Source organism: Streptomyces sp. NPDC005483 (genome assembly GCF_040606035.1).
Classification (GTDB): domain Bacteria; phylum Actinomycetota; class Actinomycetes; order Streptomycetales; family Streptomycetaceae; genus Streptomyces.
Window position 1 is genome coordinate 1 of the sequence record NZ_JBEXEA010000079.1, and the last position, 14,688, is coordinate 14,688.

Below are 14,688 nucleotides of genomic sequence, written 5' to 3' on the forward strand. Positions count from 1 at the left end.
AGCGTGCGGAGCCGAAGGCCGGGAGCGATGGTGCAGCCCCGCTGTGCCAGCAGCGGCCGCAATTCACCGATCGCACGCGTGATCGTAGAGCGGTCTACGCCGAACCAGCAGGCCAGCACGTCGTGAGTGGCGCCATGGCGAAGGTGAATCAACGTGGCCAGCAGCCTCGCCTCGCGTCCACGGCGGAGAGCTGTCGGGGCTGGTGCCAAACACAAGCTCGTGTTCGTCTGGACTGATCGCAGAGGTGATCGCCGAACTCGTAGCGGAGATCGGCCCGTTGTGGCACGAACGGCATCAGGCGGGACTTGATCTGCTGATTGCGAATGACCGCTGCGCGCGTCCGGCTCCCCACCACGCCAACCATGATCAACGATCAAGGTCTCGACGTGCCACCGCCAACCATGCACGAGCTCGTTAGGGGACGTGGCGGCGGAGGCTCACGGTGTCCTCGGCCATTCCTCTGACATATGCGTAGATGGTGCGTTCGGATTCCAGGGTCGGGGCGAGGCGGCGGTTGCAGTGCATGTGCAGGAGAGCACGGAGGACATTCGTCGGAGAGAGCCAGGGTTCGGACGCCGCTGCCTTGCGGAGCCCCGCGCCAAGACGGGCCAGCCTCTCCGCCCAGTCGTCCCGTGCGGCGCTCGTGGAGTCGTCGGCCGCCGACGGCGTTGACATCAGGGCGCGGGCCTCCCGGCGTCGGGATGCGTAGGCGCGGTGCAGCACCGGGTCCTTGAGGTAGGCCTGGAGCAGCCACTCGGCGGGGTCCTCGTCGGAATCCCGGAGGAAGTGACGTACCAGTGCTGTCAGGTCGGCCGCCACCGTCAGGGCGTCCGAGGGCGCTCCGAGCCGGTCGAGCACCATCAGGCTGTCGGCCTGGAAGAAGCACTCCGTCTCCGCAAGGAAGGCATTGCCACCGTAGCGCTCCGCTTCCGGGGCGTAGGTCCGCAGCGCCACGTCGTTGATCACACCGTCCGCGAGCAGGTCACGTGTCCAGGAGCCGAGGTGCGGCAGCACCTCGCTGTTGAGGATGTGCGGTTCACCGTGCAGGCGAAGCCGCAGGTGCGGTCGCCCGGTGGCCTCGTCGGCGTAGCGGATGAAGAACCACCGGTCGACCTGCTCGGCCAGGTTGGCCAGCCAGGGGCGGACGGCCGTCCGTAGCAGGTCCGGCTGGGCCTCTGTGGAGCCGTACAGGTGGAGGGAGATCCAATCCCCGCCCGGCGGGTGCCGCAGGTCGGCGGTCCTGCGCGGGGCGGGAGCCGAGCGCTGGGCCCGGTCCGGGGAGCCGGTCGGTGGAGTCGTGAACAGAGGTATGACGATCTCCGCCTCGTGGGGGCCGTCCGGGCCCGTCAGCCAGCTCCGCCGTTCCAGCGTGGGGTCCTCGTACAGGAGGCAGTCGCTCTTGCGGGCTTCTTCGGCCAAGAGGGTGCGGTGGCCGGGCAGTCGGAGGTCGAGGGCTACGAACATGTCGGCCTGCGCCAGGCGTACCCGGTCGGGTACGTTCCAGCGGCTGCGCCACTGCTGCAGCGCTTCCTCCTCGTCAGCGGGCGGGTCGGCGAAGGCGCCCGCCTGCACACGCCAGGACGCCGGCCACAGCAGTGTGCGACCGTGCCGTACGCCAGGCAGGAAGGGGGAGGCCTTGAGGGTGCCCCAGTCCCAGGGGACCGCAGGTCGCGTGGCCAGGGTAGGGGCTTCCCAGAGGAAGCGTGCGATGTCGGGTGTCTCGGAGGGACTGAGGACATGCGCGCTGAAGGGCGCTATCTCGCGTCCTGAGGCCTCGTCCCAGAGATGAAAGGTGTCCCAGTCGGCGCTGACGGTGACGTCGCTGAGTCGCACTGTGTCGGTGGCGTCCGGCGTCTCGTAGAGGCCCACGGAGAGATGGACGTCGGTCACCTTGGGGATGCCGGTCACGTTGGCATGGCGTTCCGCGGGAGTCGCGTGGAAGAGCTGAACGGGGAGCGCCTGCCCCAGGGTGAGGTGTGCTGATCGGGTCAGTTCCGTCAGTGTTTCGGTGGTGTCGAGAAGGTGGGCGAAACGTCCCCATATCGCGCCGGCCTGGCGGGTGCCTGTCATCGGGGAGAGCACGAGGTGGAAGTCACCGCGTGCCATCGCCTCGGTGGAGCCCGCGACGACCGACGTGATGAGGTCCATGGACGAGGGGGGCTCGGCATGCCGATACGAAAGGGCTTCTATGTCCTTTTCGTCGAGCTCGACATGACGGTGGCCTGCCGTGAGCGCCTCGGCGAACAGGCGGTGCAGTATGCGTTCCCGGGCCGCGTCCGGTTCGGGTGCGGGGAGTACGGTGCGGTGGCTGCCCGGGAGTGTGTAGCCGGCAGGGGCTCCCAGGCCCGCGTCCGGGTCGAGAAGCCGGGTGACGGGGACGCGCTCGCCGACGCTGTGGCGTTCGAGAAATTCGGCGTGATATGCGCGTAGTGAGCGCCTGCCGGGCGTGTCCCCGGAGGAGAGTCGCCACAGAAGGGTGGCTGCGCGCTCCGCCTCCCTGGCAACGGCCGGGGGCAGCCGGACCTCCGCGTCCACGGCGAGGTCGACCTGGATTCCCGATGCTGAGCCGCTTGCCTCTTGCAGGGCCCTCAGTTCTTCGTGCCCCCGGCCGACCGGGCGGTCCTGGTAGGCGGCGGCGAGGCGCGCCCAGCGGTGTCCGTCGTCCCAGTCCGGGTCTCGGTCCAGGACGTGTGCCAGAGGGGCATCGTGCCAGGGAGGGGGGACGGCGTCGGTCAGGAGTATCTCCAGGTCCACCAGCGACTTCAGGAAACCCCAGAGCTTCCTGGAGCCCGCCTGGGGGAATTTCTCCAGGAGAACGTCGTGCAGTTCCGAGGCCGGGACCGGCTCGGCGGCGAGCTGCAGCAGAGCCTCCACGGCCGGGGAGCACCGCACGCTCGATCGAACGGCCTTTCCGTCTCTGACAGTGACGGGAGCCAGTAGCCTGCCGGCCCGCAGCGAGCAGGTGTTGTTGACGACCAGGCGCAGGTCGTGACGGTCCAGTGCCCGGGACCGCAGCCTTTCCTTGAGCTCTCCGCGCAGCCAGCCGTTGTCCGGCTTCACGCGCTTGCGGTGTGCGGGACCGAGCACTGCGGACGTGTCTTCGCTGAATTGCCCTATGGCCACACCTGCCATCAACCCGTACGGGGTGGACCGGGTAGCCATACGTATGCGGTAGCGAGCGGCTGAGGCGAGGGCCTTGCTCTGCGTGCGGGGGGAGGTGGGGTTGCCCCGGGCGATGGACCGCAGTCGTTGGGCGAGGGAGGGGCTGGAGAGGGCGATGGCCTCCCGCAGGAGAGCGTCATTCACCGATTCGGGCGCCGGGTCGGGTGCGTCCGTCCCGGTGGCGGCCGGGCGCACGCCGGTCGGCGGCGGGTCCAGTGCCTTCCCTTTGCTGAGAACAGGTGTCCGCAACAGGAAGGTGTCCGCGGCGGCGAACAGAGAATCGGTCATCGACGTACTCACCTTTCGACCGCTGTCGTTTTCCCGATCGTGACCTGTCGAGCGCGGGAGATCCCCAGGTCCCGGTTCACACCGTGGGGGTGACGGTGGTCGGACTCGTCGACACCAGGTGAGCCACTGCTTCGTCCCGGATGTCGAGGTCGCAGGTCTCGTCGCCAAAGGTCTCCATTTTTTTCCTCCATTCATGCGTGAAAGGGCGGCGTCTATCCTGAATTATGGATGCAGTGCGCGACTGAAGGGTGGCCCACTTGATGCCCGGGCCACCCTTCAGTTAACTCTTCCGGCTGAAAAATCAACCGGTCAGAGAGCGGAAGTTTCCGTTCTCAGTAGTCCCGGGTGCCGCCGCTGGCCGCACGAACGACGTGCTCGACGTTCTCTTCCTGAACGTCGAGGTCCAGCATCTCGAGGTTGCTTTCCATGTGTCCTCCTTGATGAGAGCCGCCGACCAGGGCCGGACAGCACACGCTTACAGGCGGAATAACGGCGAGATGAAAGGCGGACACGAGTCCGGAATTCCCCTCTCCGCTTCGCCAACAGTAATCGCCGCACAGCAAGCGACGGAAGGGGGTGCATTCTCCATCCAAGCAAAGAGCTGGCATTGGCTTGATCTTGTCGATCCAGAAGCGCAAGAGGACGATCTGTTCCCGAGCCCTCTCTTGTGCATCGTGTCGATCATGATGGATACCGGCCGAAAACTGTCCGATATGTTAGGTTTTCTGACCATCGTGGCGTCACATCCAGCCTCCCGGGGACCGCTGGATTCAGGCCGTTCGCACAATTTGACATCGCTCGTGAACCTCGTTCGCCCGGAATTCGTTGCACGAATTCCCCTTGACCCTGCGATCAAGAACGGCGAAGATCCCGTACGTATTTCACCCTCGGAGACCCTTGCATCCATCACCACGGAGAGCAGATCGGGGGGCCGCATGAGGCACTACGTTCACTCACGGAGCTCAGCGGCAGAAAAGGCGCTCTCACGCTCGGCGCGAGGGAGAGCATGAAGACTGCCGTTGATCAGCCAAGGGTGTTGCAGATTACGGCCTTCCGGCGGTTCGCACTGGCCGGTGTCATCTCGGCCACTGGGTCCGCGATGGCCCCTCTGGCTCTGGCCTACTCCGTCATCGGACAAGGCGGCGGCGCGGGATCTCTCGGTCTGGTCATCGCCTCGAACACCGCACCCACCATTGTCCTGCTGCTCATGGGCGGCCTCTTGGCGGACCGCTTTTCCAGGAGCCTTCTCCTCTTTGTCGGCAATCTGCTCGCCGCGGCCGCTCAGGGTGCGCTGGCGATCATGGTGGCCATCGGGCACGCGACGGTGGTGTCGACCATGCTGTGTGGCTTCATCTCCGGAACCGCGACGTCCCTGCTCGCACCCGCGACGCAGGGCGCCATCGCTCAGATCATCCCCGCCGGACACTTGCAGCAGGCCAACGCCCTGCTCCGGCTGCCGATCAACACCGCGAGGGCACTGGCGCCGGCCGGCGGCGGAATCATCGTCGCCGCCAGTGGCCCCGCCTGGGCGCTTGCGTGGGACTCCGCCACATTCGTCGCTGCGGCGGTGCTGCTGCACGGCCTGCGTCTCCAGGCGCCCGACAGCACCAGCAGTCCGCTGTCCGACCTGCGGGTGGGATGGGCGGGGTTCTGGTCGCGCACCTGGCTGTGGAGTTACACGACGGCCGGGACCGTTCTCGTTGCGGCCTGGTTGGTCGGCTTCCAGATTCTCGGTCCGTTGGTCACCGCGCAGCAGTACGCCGGGGCACGTGACTGGGGTCTGATCCAAGCGGCCTACGCCGCCGGGCTGCTGGCCGGATCGCTGGTGTGCCTGCGATGGAAACCGTACCGGCTCCTCGCCGTCGCGATCGCGACCAGTGGCGCTCTCGCCCTTCCCCTGATCGCCATGGCAAGTGGCCTGCCGCTGCCCGTTGTTCTCATCACCGCCGTCCTCGCGGGGATCGGGCTCGACATCGAGGTCGTTACCTTCACCACCGCGTTCCAGCAGCACGTCTCCCTCACAGAACAAGGCCGGTTGAGCGCCTTGAGCGGACTCGGGGAGCGACTTTCCATTCCCTTCGGCTGCCTTGTCACCGCACTGGCCGCCCACTCGTGGACCAGCCAGGGGTTGTTGCTGACATGCGGCGGATTGATCCTTGCCGCCACCCTTCTCAACCTCTGTGTCCCGGACGTCCACAGAATCAACCGTCTGACGGGAGACATGGGCTCCGCCCGTGGAACATGACCCGGATCAAGTGAACTCGGTGTCGTCCTGCGCACGTCATCGCCATGTGAGAAACAGGATGCCCGCCGACCGGCGGCCCCCCATCGACGCGAAGCGACCGACACGCAGACACAGACCCGGCTGGCGGGCGGTCACGGCAAGTGCCGTGACCGCCCTGGCTCTCGGAGTCGTCACCCCTCCCGCGCTCGCCGCTCCGGCGGCGGCCCAGCCGACGGCCACGGCCGCGGCCGTTCCGACGACCGCATGGCAGAACGGCGCCTTCCAGGTGGACCGTTCCGCCCTGGTCCACCGCTCCGACGTGGTGCTGGGCAAGCCCGGCACCGACCCCACCCAGTCCATGCCCCTCGGCAACGGCACCCTGGGCGCGGCGGTGTGGGCCGCGGACGGCTTCACCACCCAACTCAACCGGGGGGACACCTTTCCCGATCGCAGGTCTCCGGGCCGGGTGACGATACCGGGGCTGAAGACCATCACCGAGGCGGATGACTTCTCCGCCCGGCTGAATCTGTACGACGGTGTCCTGACCGAGTCCGGCGGCGGAATGACGGCGACGATCTACACGCGCGCCGACCGGGACGAACTCGTCGTCGACGTCACCGGTGCCGACCCGGGCAGCGCGCAGACGGTGCGCGGTGACCTGTGGGACGGGCGCTCGCCCTCCGCGGCCGCCTCCGGCTCCGTGGCCACGCTCGCCGAGACCTGGAAGGACGACGGGACGGGCGGCACCGGCGACACCTACGGCAGCCTGCTCGGGCTCACGGCCGGCGGGCGCAACGTCACCTCCTCGGTGACGGACGGCGACACCGTGCAGGTGGCCTTCAACCCGGCGGCCGACGGTTCGTTCCGGGTCGTCGTCGCCGCGCCGCACTGGGCGGGCGGAGACGCGCAGGCGACGGCGACGTCGTACCTCGGCAGCGACGCCACGGTGTCGGCTGCGAGCCTGAAGTCGGCCCACACCGCCTGGTGGCACTCCTTCTGGGACCGGGCGAACCCGGTGAAGATCGAGTCGGCCGACGGCACGGGTTCCTACGTGGAGAACCTGCGGACGGTCTTCCTGTACCAGTCGGCCGCCAGCAACCGCGGCCCCCTGCCCGGCACCCAGGCCGGTGTCGCGGACCTGTTCTCCTTCACCCGCGACGAGCACGACTGGTCGCCGCGGAACTACTGGTGGTGGAACCTGCGGATGCAGGCCGCCGCCCACCTCACCTCCGGTGTCTCCGACCTCAACACACCGTTCTACGATCTGTACACCACCAACCTCGCCGCCATCGAGGCATGGACGAAGGACCACATGCCGGGGCACACCGGCGCCTGCGTTCCCGAGACGATGCGGTTCAACGGCAACGGCTACTTCGACGCGGGCGGCGGCAACGCCTCGTGCGAGGCGAGCGAGACGTCGTACAACGCGCAGACCGTCTCCACCGGCGCGGAGGTGTCACTGGCGCTGTGGCAGCAGTACCGCACCAGCGGCGACCTGTCCTTCCTGCGCAAGAGCTATCCACTGATGAAGTCCAGCGCGCAGTTCCTGCTGTCGTACGCCACCACCGGTAGCGACGGTCTGCTGCACACCAAGGCCAACGCGCATGAGACGCAGTGGAACGTCAGCGACCCCGTCACGGACATCGCCGCCATGCAGGCCCTGTTCCCGGTGGTCGCCGCCGCGGCGAAGAAGCTCGGCACGGACAGCGACCTCCAGACGCAACTAGCGGCCGCACAGGCCAAGTTGCCGCCGCTGCCGCGCACTGACGCCGCCACCCACACCAAGGTCCTCACGCCCTCGGCGGACAGTTCGGGCGACGACGTCATCGCCCTGTCCGCCGAGCCGACCGCCGAGACGCACAACTCCGAGAACCTGGACCTGGAAGCGGTCTGGCCCTACGGCCTGATCACCGACTCCGGCGGGCTGCACGACCTCGCGGTGCGCACCTACGACAACCGCCGCTGGCCCAATGACGCCAACTGGAGCTTCGACGCACTCCAGGCGGCCCGCCTGGGCAAGGCGGACGCGGTCAAGTCGGGGCTGCTCTACAACGTCACCAACCAGCTCTACCCCTCGGGCCTGACCAGTAACAACAACGTGCTGACCGGCCGGGAGCCGTACAGCGAGACGATCGGCGTGATCGCCGCCGGGGTCAACGAAGCGCTGGTGCAGGACTACGACGACGTACTGCGCGTCGCCCCCGCGGTGCCCTCGGACTGGGACATCGACGGCACGGTGAGCGTGCACGACAACGCCAAGGTGGACGTGCAGACGCGCGGCGGCGTCCCGGTCACCGTCGTACTGGAGGCCGGTTCGGCTGCCTCCTTCGTGACCCGCAATCCGTGGCCCGGCGAGTCGGTCGGCGTCGTGGACGCGGCGGACGGCTCGACGGTCGTGGCGTATTCAACGGCCGCGCAGTTCACCGTCCCCGCCCAGGCTGGACACGACTACCTGATCCAGCCGAAGGCGACGCCGGTCGCCTCGCTGCCGTTCCAGAAGGTCAGCGGCGAGGCGGCCGAGCTGCCCCGGCACCTGGGCAGAACGCAGATCGGCCTCGACTTCCCCGCCTCGCCCGCCCCGGCCGGTCCGGTCGGAGCGCTCACCGCGCTCGGCGGCCTCTGCCTCGGCCACGCCCCCGGGCTCGCGGGCGGTACGGCCGTACAGACCGAGTCGTGTGACGGGAGCGCCTCACAGGTGTGGATCGCGGGCCGGGACGGCTCGCTGTGGGTGCAGGGCAGGTGTGCGATGCCCGCGGGCAAGAGCGGCTCGGCCGGTACCGCGCTGGTGCTGGCGGCCTGCGACGGCTCCACCGCCCAGCAGTGGAAGGCGACGTCGGACCGCACGCTCGTCCATCAGGCATCGGGCCTGTGTGCCGAGGTCAAGGGCTCGTCGACCGCGGCGGGTACCGCCCTGGTGACCGCGGCGTGCGCCACGTCCACCGCAGGGCAGAAGTTCGATCTGCCGGTGGCTCCGGCCGGCCCGCTGGGACACCTCACCGGGATCGCGGACATGTGCGCCGACAGCGACGGCGGCGGCCGGCAGCCGGGTACCGCCCTGGTGCTGAACACCTGCGGCTCCGCCGACTCCCAGCAGTGGCGGGCCGCCTCGGACGGCACGCTGCGACTGTTCGACTCACGGTGCATGACACCCGACGGCGGCGGCACGGCCGACAACGGCAGCCAGGTCCTGCTGGAGATCTGCGACGGCTCCGCGGCCCAGCGGTGGCACGCGGGCGCCGACGGCGGACTCGTCAACGACCTGACCGGCAAATGCCTCGACGTCAAGGACACCTCCTCCGCGGTCGGGGCGATCCTGTGGCTGTGGAACTGCGGTCCGGTGACCGACGCGAAGGTGTGGCACCTGCCCGTGGCCCAGGATCCGACCGGCCGGATCTCCGGCTACGGCGGCAAGTGCGCCGACCTCGCCGGGTCGGGCTCGACCAGCGCCGTGGGCACCCAGGTGCAGCTCAACACCTGCGGCACCGGCACGTCCCAGCGGTTCACGGTCCACACCGACGGCACGGTCAGCGTGCTGGGCAAGTGCATCGCCCTAAAGGGCGGCGCGATCGCCGACGGCACCCAGGTCGTGCTGGCCGACTGCAACGCCTCCGCCACCGACCAGCAGTGGACCTGGGCGGCCAACCGGAGCCTGGTCGCCAAGAAGTCGGGCACCTGCCTCGACGCCACCGGCCCCAGCTCCGTCAACGGCACCCCGTTGCAGATCTGGGCCTGCGCGGTCTCCGACAACCAGCGCTGGCAGATGCCCGCCGGTGTGCCGACCGGTCACGTCACGGGCATCGGCGGCAAGTGCGTCGACCTGAACGGGTCGGGCTCCACCAACGCCGCCGCCACCGCGGTCCAGTTGAACACGTGCGGCACGGGCATCTCCCAGGACTGGTCCGTCGCGGCCGACGGCAGCCTGCAGATCCTCGGCAGTTGTGCCGGGGTCGCGAACAACGGCACCGCCAGCGGTACCGCGGTGACACTCCAGGTGTGCAACGGAAGCAACGGCCAGAAGTGGACGGCGGGCGCCAACAACAGCGTCGTCAACACCCTGTCCGGCCGCTGTCTGGACGCCACCGGCGCCAGTTCCGCCAACGGGACCAAGCTGCAGATCTGGACCTGCGGCGGCTCCGAACAGCAGAAGTGGAGTCTGCCCGCCACGGTTTCAGCCGCCGGCGCGAAGCACTCCTGACCGACGGGAGCATGGGCCAGCAGGACTCCAGGTCCTGCCGGCCCATCAGCGCGCGGCCGATGTCTCGTGCGGGGCTTCGGCATGGAGTGGACAGCGCGGGACGCAAGCGGAGCGCGTGCCGCGCAGGTGGTAGGCCTGACGCTTATGTCGCCTCGGGTGGACGGCGCCGCCTCGGCGGACCTGCGACGACCCCCTGGCAACTTTCCTCCAGGACAGACGGCCGCCCACCATGTCCCCGGCCGGACGGCGGCACGCCCGCCCAGGGAGCGCGTCCCCACGAGCAGCGCGCTGGACACAGCGCTACCCGCCCGTGGAAACACGTGCGGCCCCGGCCGGGCCCTCTGCGGGGGTGATGCCGCGCCACGGTCACCCGTGCAGGCGCGAGCGAGCCGGTGGTGCTGTGTGGGTCAGATGAGGATCGCGGCGAGCTGGTCGGCGACCTCGCGGGGAGAAGGCATCGCGGAGATCTGCTCGGCGACGCCCTGCGCATGGGTGCGGTACGCGGCGTTGTCGAGTACCTCGGTGACGGCTTCCGCGACCGCGTCCGCGCTGGCGGGCGGCATGACGGCGACACCAGTGCGGGAGTCTGCCACGGCGCCGGCCTGGATGAACTGGTCGGCGCCCTGGGGAACCACCACCAGGGGCAGGCCCCGTGACAGGGTGCCCAGGGTCGTGCCCGCACCGCCGTGGGTGACGACCAGGTCGATGCCGTCGAGGAGTTCGGTGAGGGGGGTGAAGCCGACCAACTCCACGTGGTCGAGTTCGTCGCCGTAGTCGGCTGCTGTGGCGGTCAGGCCCAGGGTGACGACGAGGTCGGCCTTCGGAGCGAGGGCATCGATGATCGGGCGCAGCACCTGGGGTGCGGCGAAATGGGTGCCAAAGGAGAGAAGGACCTTGGGCCGAGGGCCGCCAGTGGCGCGTGTGGTGGCACTGTTGTCCGAGGTTTCGGCGCCGCGGTGAGCCTCCGGTCGCAGGGGCAGACGGCCCTCGGGTGCCTGCCAGTCGGGGCTCTGGAGGGCCTCGGGGCAAGGGTCCAGGTACCAGGTGGGGGCGGTCATGGTCAGGTCACGAGCCTTGTAGCGGCGCTCGGCCACCGCGTCGAAGGCGTTGGTGAACTGGGCGGGGATGAGTGGGCCGAACGCGAGCTTGGCGTACGGCACGTTCAAGGTGGCGGCGACGAGCGGGCCCACGTAGTCAGTGGCCTCGGCGACGATCAGGTCCGGGCCGAACTCTCGCGCCGCGGCGACTGCCTCGTCCGCGGTCAGGTCGATCCGGGCACCGGCGAACAACTCGGCCGCGACCGCGGGATCGGGCACGGTCGGGTCGTCCACGCCCGCGAGTCGGGCCGCCTCCGCCAGGAGTACGGGGATCTCAGGGCCGACGGGCAGCAGGGTGATGCCCTCGGCGGCGAACAGCGGCCCGAAGGACGCCGAGGTGATCACGGCAACCTCGTCGCCACGGTCACGGAAGGCACGGGCAAGGGGAAACACCGGCAGCAGGTGACCGTGCTGCGGAGTGCTGGAGAAGAGGATACGCATGTGTGCAGCCTAGAGTATTGAATAGAGTATTTCTCTATTCAATTTTCATGAGAGATACATGTCGATACCTGTGCCTGTGCCTGTGCACCGACTCCCCGAAGCCGGTGCACACGGCCCACCCCCAGGGCGTCATCCAACAGCGGTCCGGACGCTCCGTGTTGCCGTTCAGTCCTGTCCTGCTTCGTCGGCATGCACCAGGACACCAGCAAGACCATTGCCCGAGAGAATGTTGCCCTCAACGGTGTTGTCGAAGACGCCACCGTCGGTGGGCGCAGGTGTGCCGCCGGGTGCCGCCGCGCCGTTTCGTCCTGCCAGGGTAATGCCATGGGAAACCGCGTCCGCAGTCGCCGGGTTCGTCCCCGATGCTGATGCACTGGCCGTAGAAGTGGGAGGAGCCGGAGCCGGCGTTGTTGCCTGAGACGATGTTCCCGGAGAGCGCGACGCCGTCGACAAGTACACCATCACCGGTCGCACCACGCACGGTCAGTCCGCTGACCGTGACGTCGGAGGCGGCGACGGTGAGGCCGTGAGCGAGGCCGATGGCGTCGATGGTGGAGGACTTGGAAGACGCGAGGCCTGTCGGCGGCGGGACTCCGGCCGACCTGCCGAAAGCCGGCGAACACTACGTGCCCCTCACCCCGTCTCACCGGCGACCGCCTGCGATACCGGTACCGCCGCCGCCCGCACGCCCGGGCCGAGCGCGGCGAGCACCCCCACGACGACCGCGCCGGCGAGCAGCGTCAGCAGGGCCCTCCAGGGCACCGAGAGCTCTGCCCCGTGCTGGCCGACCACCGCAGCCGCCCCCGCCGCACCACCCGCGAGGATGCCGAGGCCGGCTCCCAGCGCCGACACCACGACGGACTCCACACGCAGCATGGAACGCACGCCCGACCGATCGAGGCCGACCGCGCGCAGCAGACCGATCTCCCGTCGCCGCTCGAATACCGCCATGCCCATGGTGTTGGCCACGCCCAACGCCGCGACCGTGACCGTCATGCTCAGCATCGCGTACAGGACCGACCGTAGCTGGCCGAAGCCCTGCTCGGCGTCCCTGCCCGCGTCGGCCCGGTCCTCGACGACCAACAGCGGATTGTGCAGGGTCCGGCGGATCTCCTCCTTCACGGCTGCCGTCCGGCCCGGCTCGGCCCTGACCAGCACCGAGGTGACGTCGTCTTTCCCCGCCACCGCGCTCTCGGGCAGCAGCGCCGGGCCCAGGGCGTCGGGGCCGTCGTACACCGCGACGATCTTCAACCCCAGGCCCTTGCCGACCGGGTTCCCCGCGTCCGACAAACGTCTGCCGGTGATCCGGTCGCCCAGCCGCCAGCCGTGCTCCGCGGCGAGGGCCCGGGTGACCGCGATGCCGTGGGACAGGTCGTCGAGGTCGCCGGCATGGACCGTGAGGTGGGCGAGGCGCCCGCGGCCCACGGCGTCCGGGTCGACGACGCCGGTCCACAGCACGGACCCGTCGCCCAGCCGGATTCCGGCCTCGCGTACCGAGCTGACCGCCGCCACCTGCGGCAGTCGCGCCACCTGTGCCGCGACGTGCGGGCTGATCTCCGCGAAGTCGACCGCGGTGATCCGCAGATCCGTCGGCATGGCGGCCGCCGCCTCCCGCCCGGCGGTGGCGCTGAGCGAGGCCAGCGCCACGGCGACCGCGCTCACGAGCGTCAGACACACCGTGAGCGCCCCGGCCGTCGCGGCGGTACGCCGCGGATTGCGGCGGGTGTTGGCCAGGGCGAGTGTTCCCCGCACACCGGGGAGACACCGGGCCGGTCTGCGCAGCACATGGGTCGCCCCGTGTGCCAACTGCGGGGTGAGCAGGATCAGTCCGGCCAGCAGTACCGGTGTGGCGAGACACAGAACGCCGAGGTCTCCGCGTGCGGCGGCCAGGAGCACCGCGCCGCCCACGGTCAGGGCGGCCCCGTACCGGTTGCGGCGGCGCAGGGAGAGCACCGGGGCCGGGAGGTCGGTGCGCAGCGCCGCAACGGGTGCGACGGCGGAGGCCCGCAGCGCTGGTACGAACGCTGCGGCGGCTGTGAACCCCACGCCCACGCACAGGGCAGTCAGCAGCACGGGCGGGGACAGGACGTCCGGCCCAGTCGTGCTCACGGGGCCGCCGACGACGCCGAACAGGCGAGTGAGCAGCGCGGCCACACCGATGCCGAGCCCGTATCCGGCGACGGCTGCCGCGGCGCCGACGACGCCCGCCTCGGCCAGCACCATGGCCAGCACCCGGCGGCGGCTCGCCCCCACCGCGCGCAGCAGAGCGTGCTCACGGGCTCGTACGGCGCTGAGCATCGTGAAGGTGTTGCTGACCAGGAAGGCGGAGACGAACAGCGCGATTCCGGCGAACAGCAGCAGCAGCGTGCCGAGTTTCACCCGGTCGGGCGCGGCGGCGGCCTCCGCGTCCAACTGCGCGCGGGTGACGGCCTGCAGGCCGTGCGGCAGCTCTCGGGTCACCCGCTCGGCGAGGGCGGGGGCAGCGGTGCCAGGGGCGGCGGTGAGGGTCAGCGACGCGTACCGGCCGGGTGCCGAAGCGAACAGGGACCGCGCGGCGGACTCGTCGAACGCGATGAGCGTGCCGCCGGCGGTGATGGCGGGGTCGTACACGGTGAACACCCCGCTCAGCCGCACCTGGCGGACCTCGCCGGCGGCGACGATCCGCACCCGGTCGCCGACCCGGTACCCGGCCCGCCGGGCCGACCACTGGTCCACGGCAGCCTCCCCGGGCCCCACGGGAGGGTGCCCTTCGGCCATCGGGTAGCGCGGGTCGACACCGTGGCCGTCGGGTACGAAGTTGACGCCGAAGTCGGCCGACGGCGAGCCCACCAGCGTGTCGTCGCGCCCCACCAAGAAGGCACGCCCGCGCAGGGTGCCCCGCGCCGCCGCCACGCCAGGCAGCGCGGCGAGCCGTCGCAGCAGCGCCTCACCGGGAGGCGCACCACCGGCGGTCGGGCGTACCTCCACCGACACGTCGGGGCGCGAGGCCCGCTGCACCTGTGCGGCGCCCCGGGCCAGCGACTGGGTGTACAGCAGTGAGCCGCTGACGCAGGCCACGCCGATCAGCACGGCCAGGGCGGGCAGGACGAACCTGTGCCGGTCGCGGAGCACGGAACGCAAAACGGAACGGAACATGAGACCTTCAGACTTTCCAGCACGACGGAGCAAGCCGGGCAGGGACACTCCCGATCCTGGTCCGGGCACCGGCCCGGGCGGATCAACCAGATGACCGACCGGCCGGAATGGCACCAGGTCTCCTCGGTCGAACGGTTGAGGCGCGG

The 14,688-nt window shown here is 69.8% G+C and carries 5 protein-coding genes and 1 pseudogene; 2 read left to right on the forward strand and 4 right to left on the reverse strand.

Features of this window, described 5'->3' with window-relative positions:
- Positions 1–167, reverse strand: a pseudogene (locus ABZT06_RS49495) (transposase family protein); the annotation flags it as partial.
- Between the two features lie 247 nt (positions 168–414).
- Positions 415–3,450: a lantibiotic dehydratase gene (locus ABZT06_RS49500; protein ID WP_355756264.1), complete on the reverse strand. Its 3,036-nt coding sequence runs from the start codon at positions 3,448–3,450 to the stop codon at positions 415–417.
- A gap of 1,006 nt (positions 3,451–4,456) precedes the next feature.
- On the opposite strand from ABZT06_RS49500, the gene ABZT06_RS49505 reads away from it, so the two are divergent.
- Together ABZT06_RS49505 and ABZT06_RS49510 are read left to right on the forward strand one after the other, a co-directional pair.
- The gene (locus tag ABZT06_RS49505; RefSeq protein WP_355756266.1) at positions 4,457–5,695 is read left to right on the forward strand and encodes an MFS transporter; all 1,239 of its coding nucleotides are present in this window, start codon (positions 4,457–4,459) and stop codon (positions 5,693–5,695) included.
- Between the two features lie 145 nt (positions 5,696–5,840).
- Entirely contained in the window at positions 5,841–9,869 is a 4,029-nt protein-coding gene (locus ABZT06_RS49510) for a ricin-type beta-trefoil lectin domain protein (RefSeq protein WP_355756267.1), read from the forward strand.
- A gap of 407 nt (positions 9,870–10,276) precedes the next feature.
- Here the strand turns inward: ABZT06_RS49510 and ABZT06_RS49515 are convergent, their stop codons facing one another.
- Positions 10,277–11,407, reverse strand: a complete 1,131-nt coding sequence (locus ABZT06_RS49515; protein ID WP_355756269.1) for a glycosyltransferase — start codon at positions 11,405–11,407, stop codon at positions 10,277–10,279.
- Between the two features lie 633 nt (positions 11,408–12,040).
- Positions 12,041–14,542, reverse strand: a complete 2,502-nt coding sequence (locus tag ABZT06_RS49520; RefSeq protein WP_355756271.1) for an FtsX-like permease family protein — start codon at positions 14,540–14,542, stop codon at positions 12,041–12,043.
- Between the last annotated feature and the right edge of the window lie 146 nt (positions 14,543–14,688).

Excerpts from the sequence above, each read along its gene's own strand:
- ABZT06_RS49520 (WP_355756271.1), bottom strand. The coding sequence starts at position 14,542 with ATGTTCCGTTCCGTTTTGCGTTCCGTGCTCCGCGACCGGCACAGGTTC.
- ABZT06_RS49505 (WP_355756266.1), top strand. The coding sequence starts at position 4,457 with ATGAAGACTGCCGTTGATCAGCCAAGGGTGTTGCAGATTACGGCCTTC.
- ABZT06_RS49515 (WP_355756269.1), bottom strand. The coding sequence starts at position 11,407 with ATGCGTATCCTCTTCTCCAGCACTCCGCAGCACGGTCACCTGCTGCCG.
- ABZT06_RS49500 (WP_355756264.1), bottom strand. The coding sequence starts at position 3,450 with ATGACCGATTCTCTGTTCGCCGCCGCGGACACCTTCCTGTTGCGGACA.